This window comes from Arthrobacter sp. (assembly GCF_031988865.1).
Lineage (GTDB): Bacteria > Actinomycetota > Actinomycetes > Actinomycetales > Micrococcaceae > Arthrobacter_B.
In genome coordinates, this window is the sequence record NZ_DALZXY010000166.1 from 1 (window position 1) to 2728 (window position 2728).

The window sequence follows — 2728 nt, forward strand, 5'->3', positions numbered from 1 at the left end:
CACCGGCATGATCGGCCAGTCCTCGATCCGCGGATAGTGCGTCAGGCCAAAGGTGTGCCAGAGGACGATGTGCTCGCCGTCAATGCTGCGGTCCTGCGCTGTGTAGGCGGGCAGGCCGGCGCCGCCGGAGTGCTGGTTGACGAAGTCGCCCGTCGGGTAGCGCTCATCCTCGGCGTACCTTGTCACCCACAGATCCTTGGTCGCAAAGGCCGCCCGCTTGGCCACCGAGGATTCCGGATCGGCCAGGAGCATTGGCTGGCCCTGGGAGATCAGCTTGTAGGCCACCGGTTCTCCCAGCCGATTCAGCGATTCCGGGTTGGAAATATGCCAGGTGCGCCCGACGGCGGGATCGGCGCGGCGGGCAGCCTCGGATTCTCGGGCCAGCAGCGTGCGCTTGCGGGTGAAGGCGTTGCCGCGTTCGTTGCCCGGACCCATGGGGACCCGAACGGCATCCTCTTCCTCCACCCGGTTGGTTGTCCCGTCCAAGGCCATTTCCAGCCGGGCACCGAAGAGGTGCTGGTGGAAGGGGGCGCCCAGACCGGGTGCGAGCTCCGAGGCGTAGGGGTAGTCCTTGCCGGGATAAGCGCTGGTGAACACGATGCCGGTTGCTTTGGCCTCGAATTCGATGGTGCCGTCGAGATAGAGGTACCAGTAGAACCCGTAGTCGTAGTTGCCGATGGTGGTGAAGAAAGAGATGACCATGCGCCGGTTGCGCCGGGTGTAGTTGATGCCGGTCCACAGATCCGAGTGCTTGGCCAGGATGGACCAGTCCTCTTCATGCATGCAGATGCCGTTGCGGATGGTGCGCGGGTTCCCGAAGCCGTCAGCAATGACCGGGCTAAGGTAGGTGATTTCACCCAGGCAGTCGCAGCCCAGTTCGAGGGAGTTGGCGTACTGGCCCACCAGGTATTCACCGGTGTCGAAGTAGTTCTGCCACGAGCGGACCGGGGCGGGATCACCGTACGGCACTACCATTTCGGCGATGGACGCGCGGTTGATAATGGAGCGCCTGCGGTCCCCGTCCTGGAAGGAAATGTTGTGCAGCACCACTCCTTCGCGGGCATCGAAGCCAACGTCCAGGCTCCACTTTTCCCATTCCACGTGGTTGCCGCCGGTGACGGTGAAGGACGGTCCCTCCGGCTGCGTGATTTCGATCGGCTTCTGCGTTGTGCGCAGCTCCCCGGTCAGCTCCGGATCGGTGTAATTGCCGTGCTCCGCGGGAACGGGCATGGCGCCGAAGTCCAGGACCTGGTCCACGGAGCGGTTCACGATGTCGACGTACCCCACCAGTCCGTCGATCGGGTGCGCCCAAGCGCTGTCTTCGGGGAAGTCCTGCAGGAAGGCGAGCCCGCGCAGGATCCGCCGGCCTTTCTCTTCGGGGTATTCGAAGACACCGGCGGAGAGCGGGGCCACCCGGACCTTGGTCACGTCCAACCCGCGGCGTTCCAGGGCTGCCAGCCAGTCCGGGTCGGTAGCGAGAATCTGCTCGACAACCTCGAACTCCTCCTCCAGGACCGGGAGTTCACCGGTGGCCGAGGTGTCCAGCTCGATTGCGGAGAGCACCTTGCCCTGTGTCAGGGAGACGGTGACATCCAGCGGGCCTGCGGCGGTGGAGTCGAGCAGGAACGTCCGGAAGCGGCGCTCCGACTCCGTCCCTTCCCCGGCGCTCTGACCGGATTCGCCGCCGGAGCCGCGCTGCGGGTCCAGCAGGCCCAGGTAGGCGAACCGGGTGCTTTCGGTGACCAGGCCTGCCCCTTCCAGGAGGCGACGCACCTCCTGGATTTCCTCGGCCGTGGCCAGGGCATAGGCGGAAGCGGTCTCGGTGGGGATCGTACTCATGCTGCTCCTCGGCGTCGTTTTTCTATGACTGTAGAGAATAGCGGGAAGTAAGCTGGGTCACAAGGGTTTGGCCGAGCTGCATTCTTTGAGCTTGTCCGGTTCCGGCAGATACGGACAAATGGGGGATTACCGGGTGCCAAAAATTGTTGACCATGACCAGCGCCGGATTGAACTGGTGCAGGCGACCTGGCGGATTATTGCCCGGGAGGGCATCGACCGCGCCACGATGCGCGGTATCGCTGCCGAAGCCGGGTTCGCGAATGGAGCATTGAAGCCGTATTTCCCGGCAAAGTCCGAACTCCTGACCTACGCGTTCGGCTATGTATTCGACCAGACCAATGCCCGCATCGCGGAGGCTGTCGGGGAGCTGCGGGGGATGGCGGCACTGCGCGCTTTCGGACTGGAGGTCCTGCCGCTGGATGATGAGCGCCTGGACGAGGCGCGGATTGTCATCCCGTTCTGGCAGGCGGCAGCCAATGACGCGGAGAAGGCCCGGATCCATGCCCGGTCGATGGAGCAGTGGCGGCGGACGCTGGAAAAGCATGTGGGAGAGGCATTATCCGGCGATGCCCGGCGGCAGCCGGACGCGGTGCAGCCAGCCGGTGCCCTGCTGAATTTCCTGCTGGGTGCCCAGGTCGCCGCCGTCCTGCTGCCCGCCGGCAGCTCGCCGCGGGAGCTGACAGCACAGCTGGATGGCTGGCTTGCGTCGCTCGGCTCCGCTCCCGCCCCGGGTGCGGGGCGGGAGTCGTGACGGGTTCCTAGGCCTTAGGCTCGAGGACGGCTGGTTCCTCAGCGGCCACAGTGCCGGCCCGATGCGGCAGGGACGCGGCTGCGGCAAACACGATGACGAGGGCTGCTCCCCAGACGATTGCCGCAACACTGCCGCCCA

The 2728-nt window shown here is 65.3% G+C and carries 2 protein-coding genes; one reads left to right on the plus strand and one right to left on the minus strand.

The features are described from left to right. Window positions 1-1839: primary-amine oxidase (locus tag RTN46_RS16855; RefSeq protein ID WP_312183170.1), on the minus strand; the 1839-nt coding region annotated here is incomplete at its 3' end. 133 nt (window positions 1840-1972) lie between these two features. On the opposite strand from RTN46_RS16855, the gene RTN46_RS16860 reads away from it, so the two are divergent. Next, a complete protein-coding gene (locus RTN46_RS16860; protein WP_312183173.1) occupies window positions 1973-2590 on the plus strand; it encodes a TetR family transcriptional regulator C-terminal domain-containing protein in 618 nt (205 codons plus the stop codon). Window positions 2591-2728: the final 138 nt, after the last annotated feature.